The organism is uncultured Flavobacterium sp., assembly GCF_951805225.1.
Classification (GTDB): domain Bacteria; phylum Bacteroidota; class Bacteroidia; order Flavobacteriales; family Flavobacteriaceae; genus Flavobacterium.
Genome location: NZ_OX638201.1, coordinates 3608994 through 3626407 on the forward strand (window position 1 = coordinate 3608994; position 17414 = coordinate 3626407).

24 protein-coding genes are annotated in these 17414 nt (G+C 28.9%); 10 read left to right on the top strand and 14 right to left on the bottom strand.

Features of this window, described 5'->3' with window-relative positions; genetic code table 11:
- Positions 1-55 precede the first annotated feature (55 nt).
- The 11 genes from WN975_RS14815 to WN975_RS14865 all read right to left on the bottom strand — a co-directional run bounded on the left by WN975_RS14815 (position 56) and on the right by WN975_RS14865 (position 6831).
- Positions 56-829, bottom strand: coding sequence for a helix-turn-helix domain-containing protein (locus WN975_RS14815; protein WP_337967204.1), 774 nt, complete (start codon positions 827-829; stop codon positions 56-58).
- 152 nt (positions 830-981) lie between these two features.
- Complete coding sequence (locus WN975_RS14820; RefSeq protein ID WP_337967205.1) at positions 982-1410, bottom strand: IS3 family transposase; 429 nt, start codon at positions 1408-1410, stop codon at positions 982-984.
- 83 nt (positions 1411-1493) lie between these two features.
- Complete coding sequence (locus tag WN975_RS14825; protein ID WP_337967206.1) at positions 1494-2669, bottom strand: IS3 family transposase; 1176 nt, start codon at positions 2667-2669, stop codon at positions 1494-1496.
- A gap of 307 nt (positions 2670-2976) precedes the next feature.
- Positions 2977-3222, bottom strand: a complete 246-nt coding sequence (locus WN975_RS14830; RefSeq protein ID WP_337967207.1) for a hypothetical protein — start codon at positions 3220-3222, stop codon at positions 2977-2979.
- Between the two features lie 5 nt (positions 3223-3227).
- A complete protein-coding gene (locus tag WN975_RS14835; protein ID WP_337967208.1) occupies positions 3228-3527 on the bottom strand; it encodes a hypothetical protein in 300 nt (99 codons plus the stop codon).
- 63 nt (positions 3528-3590) lie between these two features.
- Positions 3591-3869 carry a hypothetical protein gene (locus WN975_RS14840; protein ID WP_337967209.1) on the bottom strand — a complete coding sequence of 93 codons (279 nt, stop codon included), beginning with the start codon at positions 3867-3869 and terminating at the stop codon, positions 3591-3593.
- 77 nt (positions 3870-3946) lie between these two features.
- The gene (locus WN975_RS14845) at positions 3947-4291 is read right to left on the bottom strand and encodes a hypothetical protein (protein ID WP_337967210.1); all 345 of its coding nucleotides are present in this window, start codon (positions 4289-4291) and stop codon (positions 3947-3949) included.
- Positions 4288-4512 (bottom strand): hypothetical protein, encoded by a 225-nt coding sequence (locus WN975_RS14850; protein WP_337967211.1) that lies wholly within the window; start codon positions 4510-4512, stop codon positions 4288-4290. Before WN975_RS14850 ends, WN975_RS14845 begins: the two co-directional genes overlap by 4 nt.
- Before the next feature lie 18 nt (positions 4513-4530).
- Positions 4531-6279, bottom strand: coding sequence for a hypothetical protein (locus tag WN975_RS14855; RefSeq protein WP_337967212.1), 1749 nt, complete (start codon positions 6277-6279; stop codon positions 4531-4533).
- An 81-nt stretch (positions 6280-6360) separates the two neighbouring features.
- On the bottom strand, positions 6361-6567 hold the full coding sequence (locus WN975_RS14860; protein WP_337967213.1) for a hypothetical protein: 207 nt from the start codon (positions 6565-6567) through the stop codon (positions 6361-6363).
- Between the two features lie 6 nt (positions 6568-6573).
- On the bottom strand, positions 6574-6831 hold the full coding sequence (locus WN975_RS14865; protein ID WP_337967214.1) for a hypothetical protein: 258 nt from the start codon (positions 6829-6831) through the stop codon (positions 6574-6576).
- Between the two features lie 368 nt (positions 6832-7199).
- On the opposite strand from WN975_RS14865, the gene WN975_RS14870 reads away from it, so the two are divergent.
- The 8 genes from WN975_RS14870 (at position 7200) to WN975_RS14905 (ending at position 12477) form a co-directional block, all read left to right on the top strand.
- On the top strand, positions 7200-7613 hold the full coding sequence (locus tag WN975_RS14870) for a hypothetical protein (RefSeq protein ID WP_337967215.1): 414 nt from the start codon (positions 7200-7202) through the stop codon (positions 7611-7613).
- A gap of 134 nt (positions 7614-7747) precedes the next feature.
- On the top strand, positions 7748-8014 hold the full coding sequence (locus tag WN975_RS14875) for a hypothetical protein (protein ID WP_337967216.1): 267 nt from the start codon (positions 7748-7750) through the stop codon (positions 8012-8014).
- A gap of 75 nt (positions 8015-8089) precedes the next feature.
- The gene (locus WN975_RS14880; RefSeq protein WP_337967217.1) at positions 8090-8680 is read left to right on the top strand and encodes a hypothetical protein; all 591 of its coding nucleotides are present in this window, start codon (positions 8090-8092) and stop codon (positions 8678-8680) included.
- A gap of 3 nt (positions 8681-8683) precedes the next feature.
- Entirely contained in the window at positions 8684-8839 is a 156-nt protein-coding gene (locus tag WN975_RS14885; RefSeq protein WP_337967218.1) for a hypothetical protein, read from the top strand.
- Positions 8840-9509: 670 nt separating this feature from the next.
- Positions 9510-10781 carry an AbiH family protein gene (locus WN975_RS14890; protein WP_337967219.1) on the top strand — a complete coding sequence of 424 codons (1272 nt, stop codon included), beginning with the start codon at positions 9510-9512 and terminating at the stop codon, positions 10779-10781.
- A gap of 64 nt (positions 10782-10845) precedes the next feature.
- The gene (locus WN975_RS14895) at positions 10846-11490 is read left to right on the top strand and encodes an SMI1/KNR4 family protein (RefSeq protein WP_337967220.1); all 645 of its coding nucleotides are present in this window, start codon (positions 10846-10848) and stop codon (positions 11488-11490) included.
- A 146-nt stretch (positions 11491-11636) separates the two neighbouring features.
- Positions 11637-11894 (top strand): hypothetical protein, encoded by a 258-nt coding sequence (locus tag WN975_RS14900; RefSeq protein ID WP_121329013.1) that lies wholly within the window; start codon positions 11637-11639, stop codon positions 11892-11894.
- Between the two features lie 166 nt (positions 11895-12060).
- Entirely contained in the window at positions 12061-12477 is a 417-nt protein-coding gene (locus tag WN975_RS14905; protein ID WP_337967221.1) for a helix-turn-helix transcriptional regulator, read from the top strand.
- A 109-nt stretch (positions 12478-12586) separates the two neighbouring features.
- On the opposite strand, the gene WN975_RS14910 is transcribed toward WN975_RS14905, so the two are convergent.
- The 3 genes from WN975_RS14910 to WN975_RS14920 all read right to left on the bottom strand — a co-directional run bounded on the left by WN975_RS14910 (position 12587) and on the right by WN975_RS14920 (position 15301).
- Entirely contained in the window at positions 12587-13648 is a 1062-nt protein-coding gene (locus tag WN975_RS14910; RefSeq protein ID WP_337967222.1) for a hypothetical protein, read from the bottom strand.
- A 68-nt stretch (positions 13649-13716) separates the two neighbouring features.
- Positions 13717-14853 (bottom strand): helix-turn-helix domain-containing protein, encoded by a 1137-nt coding sequence (locus tag WN975_RS14915; RefSeq protein ID WP_337967223.1) that lies wholly within the window; start codon positions 14851-14853, stop codon positions 13717-13719.
- 208 nt (positions 14854-15061) lie between these two features.
- Positions 15062-15301 (bottom strand): hypothetical protein, encoded by a 240-nt coding sequence (locus WN975_RS14920; RefSeq protein ID WP_337967224.1) that lies wholly within the window; start codon positions 15299-15301, stop codon positions 15062-15064.
- Positions 15302-15879: 578 nt separating this feature from the next.
- Between WN975_RS14920 and WN975_RS14925 the strand changes: the two genes are divergently transcribed.
- Positions 15880-16443: a hypothetical protein gene (locus WN975_RS14925; protein WP_337967225.1), complete on the top strand. Its 564-nt coding sequence runs from the start codon at positions 15880-15882 to the stop codon at positions 16441-16443.
- Positions 16444-16446: 3 nt separating this feature from the next.
- Positions 16447-17361 carry a helix-turn-helix domain-containing protein gene (locus WN975_RS14930; protein ID WP_337967226.1) on the top strand — a complete coding sequence of 305 codons (915 nt, stop codon included), beginning with the start codon at positions 16447-16449 and terminating at the stop codon, positions 17359-17361.
- Positions 17362-17414: the final 53 nt, after the last annotated feature.

Genomic DNA, 17414 nt, shown 5'->3' on the forward strand with positions numbered 1-17414 from the left:
CAATCATTTTAGTGTACTATTTGTAATTTTATTTCTGTCCTTTAAACATCTACTCTTAGTGTAGCAATATAAAATCGAAGAGAGCAATAATTCCTAATAAAATAGGCACTATCCTAGTTAATGTTAAATATTTTGATGGAGTAATACCAATATGTTTTTTAAATGCTCGATAACAGGTTGTTCTGCATTGAAATCCTGAAGCCAAAATCATTTTTTGTAGTGTTAAATCCTTCCAATCAGGATCATTAATTTTCTCTTTAAAATATTCAATTCTCAACAAATTTATATAATCTTTGAAATGAAGATTAATTTGCGAATTAAATGCATACGAAATAGTATGAAGCGGAATTTCACTTTCGGCAGCAAATTCCTGTAAAGAAAAATCTTTTTTTAGAAATAGCTTTTTAGAGACCAAAATACTTTCAAATTTTGCTAAAAAAAATTGTTTTTCTTTTAATACGATCCTGTTTGATTTCAAATATTCTGATGGAGTAATACCAACATGCTTTAGAAATGCTCTATGACAGGTCACTCTGGACTGAAATCCTGAAGCTAAAATCATTTCTTTTAGTGGTAAATTATTCCAATCAGCATCGTTAATTTTTTCTTTAAAATATTCAATTCTCTTTAAGTTTATATAATCTGTGAAATGAAGATTAACTTCCGAATTAAGTAAATACGAAATCGTATGAAGAGGAATACCGCTTTCTATAGCAAGTTCCGGTAAAGAAAAATCCTTTTTTAGAAATAATTTTTTAGAAACCAAAATACTTTCAAATTTTGCTAAAAAAAATTGTTTTTCTTTTAATGTTAACTTTTCATACGCCATATATTTTAATCTAATATTTAATAAATATATAATCAGCTGATAAATAAAATCTTTAAAGCTATATAAACAAAAATAAAGTAATTATTATAAACTAATTACTTATTATTCTTATCATTCTTTTTGATACTAAATTAAAAACTTTTCTACAGATTTTAATTCTTTTTTACTATCCCTGACAAACCTAATTCGCTCATATATTTTCTTACTGTCCTACTTGATAATTGATATCCTGTCTTTTGAAGTTCTACGGCAATTCGTTCACTGCCATAGCGCATTTTAAAAGCAAAGAATAATGAAGTTATTTCTTTCTGTATTAAGATTTTCCTCTTTTGAGTTTCATTCAATGGTTGTTTTTTCCATCTATGATATTCTCTTCTATCTATACCCAAAGATTCTGACATTAATCTAATAGAGTATATTTTTTCGTTGCTTAATATAAAATCAAAAACTTTAGATTTTCCTTCATAAAGATGTTTCCCTGCATTTCTGAGAATTTCAAATTTCAAATCTGATTTTTTAATTTTTTGTTCAAGCTTATTAATTTTTTGTTCTTGCAAAGCTTTTTTTATGGAATGTTTCATGCTAATAATCTTAATCTATATTGTGATACATAGATGAAAAAAAAATATTATTGACAAACATATTAATAGGTACAACAATACAATTAATCTAGCTGTTTTAAATTATTGATTGTATTGAACTGTTCTATAGTTTTATTATTCAATGTCGAATGTATTCTTTTCTTATTGTACCAGTTTTCGATAAATTCAAATATTTCTGCTTTCATCTGTTTTCTTGTAAGCAAATTACTTCCTTGATCTAATAATTCTCTTTTTAGTGAACTGAAAAAACTTTCCGAAACAGCATTATCTAAGTGATCTCCTTTACGACTCATACTTCTTATACATTTATATGAATCTAATTTATTTCGAAATGCTCTATTGGCATATTGAACTCCTCTGTCAGAATGAAATATTAATCCATTTGATACCGTACGGTTAGTTATAGCCATTTCCCAAGCAGGTAATGTCGTCCTAATAGTGGAAAGCCGAGATCCCAAACTCCAACCGATTATTTTTCGGTCATACAAATCCATAATAATCGTGAGATATAAAAACCCTTTTTGGGTCTGAAGATAAGTAATATCCGAAACCCATACTTTAGAATAATCGCTTACTTTAAAATCTCGATTTAAAACATTTGGAGCGATGTAATAACCATGTTTTGAATCGGTAGTTGCTGTAAATTTTCTTTTCTTGACGTAATTTAATTCTAATTGACGCATGTAAAACCCTACCCTCTTTATGCATATTTTATACCCCATCTTATGCAGTTCTTTTGTGATTTTATATCTGCCATAATGCTTTTTAAAGCGAAAAAATAACGATGTTATATCGTCTTTTAATATATTTATCTGACGTTGTTTTTCAGAAATACCATTATTTTTCCATCGATGATATCTACCATAACCCACTTCTAAGACTTCACACATTCTCAATATTGAATATTTATGTTCGTTATCTCTGATGAATTGATAAATTGCTAAATTACCTCGGTAAAGAAAAGGCGTTGCATTCTTTAAAATCTCGTATCTGAGTTCATATTCTTTTGATTTTTTTTCCAGATCAAAAATAGGTTTCTCGTAAGGATGCACCCTATCATAGCCTGATCCTTGAAAACTCCCTTCTCCAAATTTTAGATATTCCTTTCGCCAGCGTGTTAGTAAACAGGGTAATATTCCAAGTTCTTCGGCAAGCTCTTTAAGAGTACTTCTTTTATAACTTAATTTAACAGCATTAACTTTAAAAATACGATCATATTTTTTATACTTTCCTGCCATAAGTCTTAATAGTATATCACTTAATTACCTCAAAACTAAATTAATAAATTTAGTTTAAAAAAATCTTTTGAAGTCAGATCTATTAAGTCTTATTTCATGATATAAGCTTATATTTTATGATCTTTTTATGCCATTAACTGTTTATAACTTAACCTTTCATCAGAATTAATCAACGTAAGGTTAAATTGTTCTCCATGACTTAATTTTCGCGTATTACGACAATAAGCAAATTCATCACAATATCTATGTAAATGTTTGTCACTTGTAAAGTGATATATTCCAATAATACCTCGTTTCTGTTTTTAAGTTATTTTGACTGAAAATCGATTTTAAGCCTACTTCTTATCAGGAAAGTATATTTGTCCTTACCTCCATCCAATATCTTATTAAAAAGCTTTATTTTGATTTGTTCGTCATTTATATAATTCGAAAGCTTATTTGCCGAAGTTAATTTGGTGTTTTTGACATGATTTTCCTTTGGATTTTCCAAAACTCGAATAATAAAGTTACGATTTATTAATGCATTTGTTGGGTTGTTTGATTTCTCAGCCATTAGTCCTAAAGTTGATTTTGAAATTTTCTAGTTTTAAATTCTTCTTCTCTGTGATCTTGAAGCATAATTTTTAATTCGTCTGAAAGCAGATAACCATCAGGTTTCCCATTTCTATCAATGAAAATAATTAGCTCTTTAGTGGAAATATTTTTCGCAAAAAGTATAGTTCCTTCGGTTGCATTTTTTCGAGTCTCTTTTAAAATTTCATGTATTTCTTTTCGAATATAGTCGGCTGTAAATTGGCTGATAAATAAGTCTTGTAACTGCGCTTTGTTTCTTATGTAGTTTAAAGTTTTGAGATTCATAAAACATCTAGGTTTTGAATAGTTGATAGATTTGATTTATTGCTCGTTTTTTGATTGATTATTTTATTTTTTTTCCTTTTTCAGGAACTCACTTAATTCATGTATTCTTTTTGAAGCTGATTTAAAAAAATCAATTTTTAAATTCAGCTGAAAAATTTCTTCTTTTTTCGTACTAATAACATTATTCAATTTTTCGATTTCTTTTTTCTGCTCCAAATATTTATCAAGTGCGAAAAATAATATTTCAGGAGTAGTTTTAAAATTCTGATCTTTTCCCACCTTTTCAAGTTGCTTTTGTTGGGATGCTGTAAAACTTCGGATATAAGTACTTTTCTTTATCATTGTTACTGAATTTGTAGACTTTTTTTAAACAGATCTGCGCCGGCACTTTGTCCAGGTTCTTAAAAAAATCTACTTTTTTAAAGGTTAGTTATTTGTTCGTGAATCTCAGTAAAGTACTTTCTCGTAATAAATTTTTCGAATAAATTATTAGACTCAAAGTCATTACAACATTGAAGTAGAATAATTGCTTCATGAATTTTGAGTTTAAAATTTGAAAGTGATTTCGCTTGATTTTCAATTTTCATTCTTAGCTTAAAAAAAAGAATTGTAGAAATATCTACAAATAAAACGTTCTTCATGTACTCGTTATCAACTTTGCTATTTTGGAGTTTATTAAGTGCTGTTAATCTCAATTGAGCAACAACATTTTGAAGTATTATAAAATCATGCAAATTAATTTTCTTTAGTGTTATTGTCGTCATAGCCTTTTTGTTGCAATTAAATTCCCATTTTCATAGAACTGTATTACATTAGTAATTTTAGCAAGCCCGTGTTTTTCAAAGCGCCTTAACATGCTTTTTATAACAGATTCACTATTACGCTTGTTTTGGTTAATTGGCGACCACCATACTGCATTTTTTTCTTTTGTCTTGGTAAGTATTACCATTTTAATTTTAGATTTTTCGGGAGCAAATACTGGCATAGTTAAAAATTGGTTAGATTAAAACTCAGATAAATTATATTGTAAAAAATCATCATCAAAAGCAACTTTAAGGCTCATTTTTAGTGACTTTTCTAAAATCATTTGTGGCAATTTTTCTAAAAATTCTGATGGTAAATTATTCTCTACATAATCATACAATTGTGGCAGTGTAGTTTTATCTTTAAAAAATCGATTTACTTCATTTTCGAATTTCTTAGCGTGATTAATGGTCACATTTCTACGAACCGCATCAGCTTCACGCTTTTTCTTTAAAATCTCATATTTGGCTTTAGATTTTAAATGCTCATTATATTTTACCTTGGTGTATTCAAATCCTATTTCTTTAGAAGTTTTCCTTGTCATATCAAAATAATCAGCAGGAAACAAAGGATTTACATTACTATTTTTCACAAACCATTTCCTAGCCCACTCTATCCTCCATCTGAGTTCGTGAATATCATCTACAATCGATTGTTTATTAAAAGCATCACCTGTAAAGGCTATAAATTTATTTTGCATATAAAAATTGATTGCTTTTTTCCAAGACCCCGAAAACGGCGTACTATTTCTATATATTTTAGATATGCTTTTGAAAAAATCCTGAATTATAAGTTCTCTGAAACTTTCTTTTGGCATTGTTCCGGAATAAGCTTCTTTAAACAAAATCCTAAGATCAATTGGTCTGTAGTTGTTATATTCGTGATTAGAGAGATTAACAGCCAATTCTTGCGGGTGCATTATCAGATTTTCAAGTTTTTCAGACAACGTATTTAAAACTTTAACATTTTCCGCGCCCCCACTGGTTGAAATTTCTTTATTGCAGGCTCGTGTTCTTGTAAAAAACAAATCAAAAGGCGTGACCGAAGGGAACTCCTTATCATGAGAAATGTTTTTAACATTCTCATTCATTTGATATTCATTTAAATCTGTTCCAGTATTCTCATTGTTATCAGGTAAAACATTCTCGATTTCAGAAGTAACTTGCTGATTTTCAGCAGTGGTTAATTTCGAGGTTTTGAGATCTAAAACAGTCAAAATTTCGTTATTTATATGTACTTCAACGGGTCTGTTTTGACCTGAAAAATGATAATCAACAAAAACACCGCATTCTTCTAAACGCTGTCTATGGTTACGCACAGTCTTTTTACAGAGATCTAAACTGGTTACTCCATTGCGTTGCAATGCAGTTACTAAAAACGAGTTAATTTTAAATTCTTCAATTGGTCTAATTGCTGTAACTCTCAATCTCATGTATTGGTCGTTACGTTTCATTAATTGAGAATTATATAGATGCAAAAGATTCTGAAATACCAATTCTGTAGCGTATTTTACAGTTTGAATTTTCTTTTTCTCAATAATCAAACCGTGGTCTTTCATAAAAGCATCTGCTTGCACGTTATAGGCTCTAGGTTTAAGTAATTTGCTTTTTTGTAAAAAAACTTTTGAAAATTCTCTTTGTATATCGGTTAGTGTATTTTCGATTAAAAATCTCTTAACAAAAGCATTATGTTTTTCTGTTAACTCATTTTCCGCAATCGTTTTGAAGTTATAGGCAGAAATATACTTTCGGTAGTTATCCATCGTGATACTAAATGCATCCAAACTAATTGCAGGATAAACAGCCATTATTCGCTTTTCAGGTTGCAGGGAAATTGCAACGTTTGTTGCAATGTTATTTTCTTCTGTTTTCTTTTCAGTTGTATTACCAAAACCAAAAAGGTTAGATGCTAACGAAAAAACTTTGGAATCTAAACTTTGTTTACTCATAATTACTTTTTCTAACCTTTCAGCATCGGGCATTTACGCCCGAATGCGTCTAGGGATTTTCAGCTTTTGCTGGACGTATTTTTATGTTCTCTTTTTATTGAATTGAGTTGTTAAAAGTCTTTCGGTAACACTCTCTAGTGTCCAGTTTTCTAACACCGTTTTCTTTTTAGCTTTTTTAGGTAATGGTTTTCCAAATTCATTATCAATACAAACAGCAAGTTCTTTCAGTTCCTCAGGGGAAAGAAAGATCTTTGCATTGTTGAATATTGATAATACTTTGGGATTCATTGAAGTTTATTTTTTTGAAAGCTTTTTACGTTTCAAAGCCATAGCTTTTTTAGCTTTAATCGTCTTATTTACTAGTTGCATGATTGCTAATTCTACAATCTCGTTTTCACGAAAACCATTTGTTATCATACGAATACTATCGACAGAGAAATCTTTATTCTTCTCATTTTTAATACCTATTTTTTTTAAATGAGGCATCACTTTAGGTGTATATTGATGTCCTAGTATTTCAATAATTAATTTTTTTTCCTTTTTAGAAATCATATCTCAAATTGTATTTGATAGTTATAGATTTTCTGTAATTCTTTAATATCTCTATTTTGTAAATCATCATCGTACGGTACAAAAACAGTTTTAATATTTGCGCTAAATCTCACCCCTGCTTTTCTTAGTTTTTGATGCAAGCGGTATCGTCTATTTTCTTTAGCTGTCCTTATGGATTTCCGTAAAACTTGGCACTCGTTTTGCATTACTTTTGACTATTATGATTCCTACAAAAAAATTAAAATATTTGCTATGCGATTTTTAGTATATTCGTGGTTATGTGCTTTAACAGCATTTGTAATACATCTGTTATGTTTCAACGATGTAAATATAAACATATTTCTTTACTATAAACAAATTTCTTTACTATGAATGGTAATTTTTTAAAAGAAAAATTACAACTTCTTGATATTCAATTGGTTGATTTATCTAAAAATCTAAACATAACGCCCCAAAGTCTGAATAGCAGGTTCAAAACAAAGGATGTTACGATTAGTTTTTTGATTGAATTATGCGAAGCTGTAAAGAAAAGTCCTTATTACTTTCTAAAAGGAAGCGAATACGAAAAGTATTTTGTTTTAAATGATAGTGTCCTTAAAAGTGATGTTCCAACGGAAAATAGTACTGTCATTTCAGAAAAAGTAAAATTATTAGAAGAGCAAAACCAATTATTAAAAGACAATAAAGAACAATTGCAAGAAATGATCATTCTTTATAAAGAAAAAATAAAAACTTTAGAAAGTAATATAAGCGGAAATTCAGATCGAAGTCAGATCGCCTAGCAATTTGCAAGTGGTTTGGAATATAAATTGAATAATCACTAATAATGTAGATTACTTTGGCGAACTTGAATAAAGTATGCATATTTTCAATTTTCAAAAAAACTACATTATCAAAACCAAATAAAAAAACCACTATGCCAAAAGCTTACACTTTCAAAAAAGAAAAAGACACACACGAAATCCATATATATGAAGGTAATTTTACTGATACACCTACACCATGTAATTCAGACCCACAAAGTATTTGCAAAGACCCGAACAAAGCTACTAGCTTAAACATACCTAATGCAGTATGTTTAAATGAAAATGAAGCGAGGCAAAAAGCATCTGAAATTGGACGAAATGTATGTGGCGTTTGTGTAAGCCATTTATACACAACATATAAAAAATCTTCTAAATAATATAAATTCTCTTAATTACTTAATATTAGACTTTTCCACAAACTAAAAAATCATTAGAAAAATATAGCAATATACATGTCTGAAGAAAACAAGAAAATAGCAAACGAAGAGAACACGTTAGAAGAGCAAAAAAGAATAGAACAAGAATGGAACGAATTTAGAACAGCTGTTTACGAAACTAAATCCAAGAGTCAAGATGATTTTGAAAAATACATTAATCTTATTGGATCAGGTGGGTTAGGTTTAACAATAGCGTTTTTCGATAAAATTGTACAGATAAACATAGCCATCTACCTAATTTTAATTGTTATTGGATGGTTTCTATTAGCATTTACTTTATTAATAAATCTAATTTCACATTATAAATCGATTCAATATTCTGACCGGACAATTTCAGAAATCAATGATAAAGAATATGACGAAATTTTAACTAATGTTGGAAAAAGAAATAAAACTATCAATATACTAAATGGAATATCTCTTTTTTCATTAATTAGTGGTGTATCATTAATAATACTTTTTGTAATACTTAACATATACAACATGAGCGACAATCAAAAACCAACTCCAAATCAACAACCGAAACCTTCTACTCAAGAAAAAGGTAGAACAACTCCTAGTCCTCCAAGAAACACTCCTGCCCCAGCTAACCCACAAAAAAAATAATTTATGAGCGAAGAAAATAAGGCTAAAATTAATACTCTTGGTAACAAGATTACGACATCAACAACTAAAGCTGTTGGTTTAGCAAGATCAATTCCTACACCATCAAACGCCCTTAAACCTAAAACAACGGTAGTATCAAAGCCAAATGATAAAAAGTAGATAATTTTTAAAAATCAATTCAATTAAAAAATAATTTAAAAGCTACTTTAAATTAATATACAAACAGAACACTCAAACGAACACGATTTGTGCTTTTTTAAATAAACAAGACATTGTAAACCCAAGAATTTAGTAAGAGTTAGGGTACCCTTTCAAATTCATAACCCTGAGGTCACGGGTTCAACTCCCGTCCTCGCTACAAAAAGTAAAACCCTTAAACAGAAATGTTTAAGGGTTTTTTATTTAGAATACTTTCTCATTAAATATAAATTACCCTAAAATAACACCAAGATTCTTGGTTCATTTTAGAAATATTTTTACAATTTTCCATGAAAGGTCTGTGAGAACAATCTTTTATTTTTATTAAGTTCACTAACGACAGACTCACGTTAGTAAAAATATTAGGTGGTGTTTCCAAGATAAAAAAAACATCTTTATAGAAAGACAGACAATTAAATACTATTGAGATACCTCAACAATTTTTATTAAAACATAAGAAATCTCATTTAGAAGTAATTCAAGAGAAAAATTATTCAATTAGAAAACTTGAATCTATTACTAATTTATCAAATAATAGTAGCGTCAAGATTAGAAAAATGTTATTATAAATAAATTCGAGCATTCAATATTGTAAGAAAAAATATTCTATATATTTGATTAAAACAAAATCATGAATAGAATTATACTTATCGGAAACGGATTTGATTTAGCTCATGGAATGAGAACAAGCTATAATGATTTCATCGGTTATTATTGGTTTAAAGTAATATCAGATATCAAGTTAAATGAAGAGGAATCATTTGAAAATTCAGAAATTAAGTTAACCCGATTACCAAAATCTATATATTTTTCTTCAATTATTAAATTCGAGGAATTACATAAGACTTTAAGTACACATGGAAGTGAACTAAAATTTAAAAATAAATTTCTTGAACACATCAACCATAAGAAACAAATTCAAAATTGGGTCGATATAGAAAATGAATATTATTTACTTTTAAAAGAATCATTTAAGGATGAAAACTGTACTTATAAAATTTCTCAATTAAATTCGGATTTTACTGATGTACAAAAACTATTAGAAACTTATTTAAAAGAAGTTGAAAACCATTTTAAAGAAAAATTTGACAAAAGTGAAATCGATAAAAATCTTAAAAAATCTATTGCATACAAAATTTATTCTGATTTCAAATTACGAGATTTTACTGAAGCATCTATCAACAAATTAGCTGAAATAGAATATCAAAAAATAAAAGATGACCTTAAGGGTATTAAAACTGGAAACATTACTATCGCAGATTTAAGTGAAGAAAAACAAGCATTAATTTCTCCTATAGGAAAAAATGACCCTATAGAAAGCTTAAGAAGGAGACTACTTAATGATTCTATTACAAACCATGTTAACCTACAACCAGCCGAAATTTTATTTTTGAATTTCAATTATACTTTTACAGAAAGATTATATTATACTATGAGTTGGTACGACCTTCCCAGAAACATAAATAAAAATCTAGAGAAAAATACAATTCATATTCATGGGACTACAGATAGTAGAGATAATAACGATGTCATTTTCGGCTTTGGAGATGAAATAGATGAAGACTACAAATCAATTGAAAATCTAAATGACAATACTTACCTTGAGAATATAAAATCAATTAAGTATTTAGAAACTGATAACTATAAAAAGCTATTAGAATTTTTAAATAGTGGTGACTACCAAATATTTATTTTTGGACATTCTTGTGGAAATTCTGACAGAACGCTTCTAAGTACCCTTTTCGAACATAAAAACTGTGTTTCAATAAAACCTTTCTATCACAAAAGAGAACATGATGACAACTACAGTGAAATAGTACGAAATATTACAAGAAATTTTAGTAACAAAGCTGTACTGAGAGATAAGGCAGTAAACAAAGAATACTGCGAATCATTAACTTAAATTTTTTAAGAACTAAAATATAACGATGCAAACAAAAGACTAATTCATAATTCAAAAACAAATAATGAACGATAAATTGACTATTAGATTAAGTGAAGCTTTTAAATCAAAATTAGATATTTTTGATACTTTCATGAATGATGGAGCAAATGATAAAGAAATCGTTGACTTAGAAAAATCACTAAATCAAATTTTACCAAGTTCGTATATCGATTTATTAAAGACATACAATGGCGAAAAAAAATCCGTTGGGTTTATGGGAGGATTTGGATTTTTGGGAACCCAGGAAATAGTACTACATTGGGACTTTTTCAAAATAGGAATAAACGAGAGAGAACCGGATTCTGTTTATCAAAAAGACAAAATAAAAAATGAATTATTTTCTATAAAAAGGATTCCTTTTGCTCACGATGGTTCAGGAAATTTTTTATGCATTGATTACGATCCCGGTGTTGAAGGAAAAAATGGTCAAATTTTATATTTACCAACTGGAGATCCTGAACCAGTTTCGGTTATTGCTGATAATTTTGATGAGTTTCTTTCTTTTTTAATTGATGCCGTTACTACTGAAAAATTAAAATTAACGGATGAAAGAGACGAATGGGACGAAGAAGACTGGGAAAAAGCAGATATTTATTTTGAGCATTTATGGAAAGATGACTGGACAGATATTGCCGACGAATATAATTTGAAACAAGCTAACAACTAATCGAAGGAAATTAAGTCTAATAGAAAAAAATAGTTTTATTTTTGCCCCTCTAATTGAAGAACAATATTTGCTCTGAACATTAAAAAAAACAAGACAATAAAAGTCATTAAAACAGCATTCTAGAAACTAAGTAATTTATAAGCAACATGGATATAGTTAAATTTAAAATCACATCAAAAACGATAAAAGTAGAAGTACGAAATTCGAATAACTATGTTTTTAATTTTAATACTGCTTTAGAAATTGAAAAAGAAGATAAAGATGTTTTACTAAGACTTTATCATGCTTTAGATCTTCTTTTTAAGAAAGAAACTCCACCTGAAGTAAAAAACTATATTTCGCCAAATCAAACTAATATCCTTGATCAGATTTCTGCTGTTGACGGTTTGGAAGAGGAGAAATAATCGCCTATAATTTTTTTAAACCACTATGCTACAGAAAAATCGTACTTTTGTTTAGCGTAGATTATGTAGCTTTTTTTACTGAAACCATAAAATTGTAAAGTACAGCTACAGAAATGTGTTTTACCAAACCATAAAAATTTTCAAGAATTTTAGATATCTTTGGACTATGAGCACAATAACAAAACCAAATCATATAGGGCGAAAAATTAGCCGTATTCGTGAACTAAAAGACATGAAACAAGAAGCTTTGGCGCAAGCTTTAGGAATAAGTCAACAAACTGTTTCTGCTATTGAAAACAGCGAAACTATTGATGATGAAAGGCTTTTAGAAGTTGCAAAAGCGCTTGGTGTTAGTATTGAAGCTATAAAAAACTTTAGCGAAGAAAGTATGATTAGTTATTTTAATACTTTTAATGACAATAGTATAGCTAACGGACTGGTTAATAATGCAAATAATTGCACTTTCAATCCTTTAGATAAACTTGTGGAATCTTTTGAAGAAAATAAAAAGCTTTACGAACGTTTGTTACAAGCTGAAAAAGATAAAGTCGAATTTTTAGAAAAATTATTAAAAGACAAATAATATTGTTTTCTAAATCATTCTCATAAAAAAATGCGCAAATGTTTCTGACTTTGCGCATTTTTTTATTCACTTAAGTTTCAATTTACTGAATGTCTTTCGCCAAAAACAATTATTTATTCAATTGCATTTCGAGTGTCTCGCCATTCATTTTTCCTTTTAAAAACATCTGATTATTTATTCTTATCAATTTACCTCTAAAATTATCTAATTTATCAGACGGATATCGCCAACGAATCGTGATAGAATCATTTTTTTCGTTAAGAAAATAGGTTCCAATATATCTGTATCTCCAGTCATTAAAATCGAATGCTATTTCATCTTCAAGATCCATATAAACAGTTGTCAACACGCTATCTTTAGGGCTTTTTGCTTTAAGCGCAATATTATCTATTTTTAAATTCTGAACTTGATATCTTCCTGTTAGCTGCGGATGTTTGTTTGGATAATCATAAATAAAATGAAAAAAAAGCGGCCAAATAAACAATGATATTCTGTATATGTTTTTGTAATAATTTGGGATATTTATACTTTTACTTCCCTGTAAAGGCTGAAAAATAAAATTGATTAATCTTTTTGAATCCTGAGATAAAAAATAAAATACTCCCAACAATAATATTATGCCATGTGATAATGGTCCAAATGGCATTTGATAAAAAATATCAAGACAGGTTATAAAAACCAACATAGGAACTGCCAAAATCAATCCAAAAAGTCTTGTTCTTGAAAAAAGTAAAAGTACTGCAGTCAAAATTTGCAATAAGGCTATAAAAACGGTAAAAGGATACGAATATTTAAAGAATGCCCACACCAGAGTTTCTCCGGATAAAGTACTAAATGGCGTGTCGAGTAAACCTAACGGAACGATCATTTGCAATCCTTCAATTTTATGAAAACCAAACATTATCAAATCCAGCGACATCGCATAAATAATCCGATGTTCTAATCTTGTTTTCAGATCGCTGCCATTAATGCCTTTTCCTTTTTCCATCGAATGCCAGACAAAAGGCAAAATCAATGCTGCAATCAAAAATAAAACTGATATTCCAAGTAAAAAAGGAGGCGGAATCCAAGGAGAAAAATACTTCGTAGACAATCGTAAAAAGGTTGCACCGACAACCAAACCAAAGCATAAACCTAACCAAATTTTGTTTTTTAAAGATGTTGAATACATAATCTTGCTGTTTAAATTCTCAGCAAAAAAACGTCTTCTTAAGGCTTGAGTCGTCCTGATGTACCCATTCAGACCTCTTTTAGGGTATTTTTTTTCACGTACTCACTAGGCGTAAGTCCTGTTGTTTTCTTGAAAGCATTATTAAAAGTTGACTTCGATGTAAATCCAGCTTCATAAGCGATACCAAGAATTGTTAAATGATTGTATTGCTTTTTTGTCAACATCTCTTTGACTTTTTCAATTCTGTAATTATTGATTAAGGCATAGAAATTCATATTGTAACTATTATTAATCATAAAAGACATATCATTCATCGAAATTCCGACTTTGTCTGAAAGTGAAGCCAAATTAATCTCAGAATCTGTAAACACCTCACCATGTTCTAATAGATTGTTCAAAATTGACTTGTATTTTAATAGTTCTTCTTCATTAAGTCGAGACGCAGGTTTTTCGGTTTGAAACCTAATATTGGGATATATAATATTCTCAAGTACGATGTTTTCATTTTTATCATTAAAAAAAACTTCTTTTTGCCTCAAAAGATTATAAACCATAAATAGTGTAAATACTAAGTACAAATAGGTACTGACGGAACCAAGAAAGTTAGTTTCTTTTATTTTCATGATCAAAAACAGAACAATTATAAAAAACATCCAAATTAAAATACTCTGCAGCCATTTTAAATCTCTTTCTTTTTTCTGAGATGAAAATAACAATATCCCTTTTCGATGTTTTTTTAATAATTGATAAGACAAAATCCAATAAATGATTAATTGAAGAGGCAATACCAAACGCATTAAACCTCCCACAATACGACTGGCGCGTTCACCAATTAGATCAGAAGTATTTCCCAAAGAAAGAAAATATGGCACAGATATCAAAAGAATAAAAACTAAGGCTGGTACAAAATACAGCACTTTTTTTCCAAGACTTATTTTACTCAAATGTGTATAATACCAAATGCTTAAATAAAAACTTGGTGCGACAACAAAGCGGGATAATTCAGAAACCGGAATGATATAAGGAAATTTTGAATCCAACGCTTCTTGCCAGATTATTTTACTCAACAATGCAAAACCAAGCGATACGAGAAAAACACCGAACCACAAATTTCCTTTTTTATTAAACGGTAAATAAAAAATTGCCAGCATTCCTACTAGAAAGCAAATTGCAACTGAAAATGAGTTAATAATAATCTCCGGCATCTAACTGATTTTTAATTTTATTACTCAAATGTAAAATTTTAGACCTGATTTTAATCAGATCAATTTTATAATTTCGCACTAATTATTGAATTCTTTTATTTCCACACAAAAAAAGAAACCCTTAATCACCGAATGACTAAGGGTTTGTTGTTAACTATTTTTAAAGAATATCAATAAATCATTTCTTTGCAAATATTTGTCTACTTTTTTAGCCTTTTCTAATCAAATAAATCAGGATTTCATCTTCTAGTTCTTTCGATAGATTTTCATATTCTAATTTATGCTGAAAGTGCTTTTCAAACTTTTTCTTATACTTTTCTGTTTGCAATTTACTATTACAATAATCATCGCAAATCCCTTTGAATTTGTCATCTACCAAATATAAAATCTTTAAAGATTCTATATATTCTACGAATTTCACATTATACAATTCTTTAGGGACAGCCATAGCATATAATTTTTATAAAATAAATTGAATTCAAAACCACTAAATCGTAAAAATGAAAAACAATAAATCGACCGCTTAAATTTTTGTTCATAGAAAACCAAACAATACGCTATTTTTTGTTTCTTTTATGGAATAAAACTGCATAAAAAATACTTGTATAAAATTAAGTCATATTGAAATTTAAAAAAGCAATTTGCAATTCAACTCGGTTTCATATTATAAAATGAAACCTGAAAATTATTTATTTCCTTAAATGCAACATCAAAATCATTAGAAAAAATCAGCAATGTTTAAAATTATACACAATAAATAAGATTCTCCAAAAACACAGAATAGTCTTACATTAAATTACTTTCATAAGAATATCATCTTTTTTGATACTTCTAACTTTAAAAAAAAGCTTTTCCTAATTTTAATATTGAAACGATTTGCTTCAAAAATTGACTCTTTATTCTTTAAACTAATGTCAAAAATGAGTTAAAATATTCTGCAGATTATAGTTTTCTCACAATAAAAAATACTTTTGTCAGACTAAAAAAGCCTCAACTCATTTATATCTAATCTCAATATTTGCTGATATGGATAATGAAAAATTTATTTTCTGCCTCGAAGGTGTTCCTGATGTCGATACACACGTTACAACTCTAGTCGTAAAAAACTTAGAAGAAATAGCAATCGATCAGGGGATTTCCAGTATTTATAAAACCTGCGATACTATTGAAGGTCTCGAAGAAAGCCTGAATGTATTACTCTACGAAGATCATAATTTTAAGGATTATGAAATCATATATTTAGTAATGCCAGGCGAACCAAACAATATTTGTCTTCATGATTATTATTACAGCTTACAAGAAATTGCAGAATTATTCGAAGGAAAAATGAAAGGCAAAATCATTCATTTTGCCAATTTAAAGGTTTTGGATTTAAATGATGATGAAGCTCAATATTTTCTGGATATTACCGGCGCACGAGCAATTTCAGGTTATGGTTCTTCTTATAATAAAATAGCAAGTTGCAGCACGATTGATAAAGCTTTTTTTAGTTTATATCAGGAAAATGACGACATTACCGAAGTTGTCGAAGAATTGTATCAAAAACATTATGCTTTGTGCAAATTGCTCGATTTTAGATTGTATTATTAGAACATGGAAACAAACGAAAAAATAAAAACGTATGGCGCTAAAGGATTTCGTGAAAAGTTTCTTGGTTTAGAAAATCCTATTCATAAACTTTTCAAAACAAATTCAGATCATTTTTTTTGTTTGAAAATGGAAGAAATAATGCAACTTCAATATCCTGTTCCGCCTTCGAAACATGATTGCCATACTTTGATTTTTATTACTTCGGGAACACATATTATAAAATTAGGTTTTGAGGAATGTCAGACTAATAAAAATGAAATTATTGTGGTTCCTGCTGGTCAGATTTTTTCGATTGATCATATTAATAGCAAACACAGCGGTTTTATTTGCCAGTTTCATCCGGATGTTTTAATTGGGAAATATGGAAATCGTGACATCATAAATGATTTTGGTTTTCTGAAAATCTCCGGAAATCCTAAAATTATTCTTTCTGAGAAAGATGCTCCTTTTATCAATAATATACTAAGCCGTCTCCAAGTAGAATATCTCGAAGCCGAAACGATAAATTTAGATCTTATAAGGAGCTATTTAGTGACTTTGTTTTGTGAAATGAACAGAAACGCTGTCAAAATTCCTAAGGAAGGAACTGCTGCCGAAGTTCTTTCTGCAAAATTTAAAGAGCTTATTTATCCAAATATTAAAATAAACCATCAGGTAAATTATTATGCTTCAATGCTCAATGTTACTCCGAATCATTTGAATAAATCAGTCAAGGCGACAACAGGCAAATCTGCAACGACTTGGATTGATGAGACCATTTTACTCGAGGCCAAATATTTACTATACCAAACTACACTTTCGATAAGCGAAATAGCAATGATGGTTGGACATGAGGATCAATCTTACTTTAGTCGTTTCTTTAAAAAACACGAAGCAATAAGCCCGGTTCAATATCGAAAAATGATTGATAAGTCCTAATTATTGATTATAGAATCCTACCAACTCCAAAAGCATTTATGGAAATTTGCCCT